Origin of the sequence: Arthrobacter gandavensis (assembly GCF_015355785.1) — a bacterium.
Taxonomy (GTDB): Bacteria; Actinomycetota; Actinomycetes; order Actinomycetales; family Micrococcaceae; genus Arthrobacter_B; species Arthrobacter_B gandavensis_A.
This window is the reverse complement of sequence record NZ_JADKYW010000007.1, coordinates 1-760: the sequence shown is the minus strand read 5'-3', so window position 1 is coordinate 760 and position 760 is coordinate 1. Positions and strand designations below refer to the sequence as shown.

Below are 760 nucleotides of genomic sequence, written 5' to 3'. Positions count from 1 at the left end.
GCCTGGTTCCGGTCCATGAAGCCTCCACCGGGCGTGAGAGGCAGTGGTGGCGCTCCTCGGTGATCTACCAGATCTACCCCCGCTCCTTCCGCGACCTGCGCGGCGACGGCATCGGCGACCTGCCCGGCATCACCGCCGAAATCCCCGCCCTCGCAGAACTGGACATCGACGCGATCTGGCTCTCCCCCTTCTACGTCTCCCCGCAGAAAGACGCCGGCTACGACGTCGCCGACTACTGCGACGTCGACCCGCTCTTCGGCACCCTGGACGACTTCGATGCCCTCGTCACCGCCGCCAAAAACCACGGCATCCGCGTCATCGTGGACCTGGTCCCCAACCACTGCTCCGAGGCGCACGCCCTCTTCCAGGCAGCCCTGGCCGCACCGGAGAACTCCCCCGCCCGGGACATGTTCATCTTCCGCGACGGCACCGGAGAACACGGCGAAAACCCGCCAAACAACTGGCAGTCCCACTTCGGCGGACCCGCCTGGACCCGCGTCCACAACCCCGACGGCACCCCCGGCCAGTGGTACCTGCACCTCTTCGACTCCTCCCAGCCGGACTTCAACTGGGACAACCCGGCCGTGCACGACGAATTCGAACGCGTCCTGCGCTTCTGGCTCGACCGCGGCGTCGGCGGCTTCCGCGTCGACGTCGCCCACGCCCTGATCAAGAAAAGCGGGCTCCCGGACTGGGGCGGCCGCGCCGACGGCGCCTCCTCCGACGGCTTCCCCGGCGAGGCAGCCCCCATGTTCGGCCA

The 760-nt window shown here is 68.8% G+C and carries 1 protein-coding gene; it reads left to right on the top strand.

From position 1 onward, the window contains the following. Nucleotides 1–2: 2 nt before the first annotated feature. A partial coding sequence (locus ITX31_RS15665) for an alpha-amylase family glycosyl hydrolase (protein ID WP_267240613.1) occupies nucleotides 3–760 on the top strand: 758 nt, incomplete at its 3' end.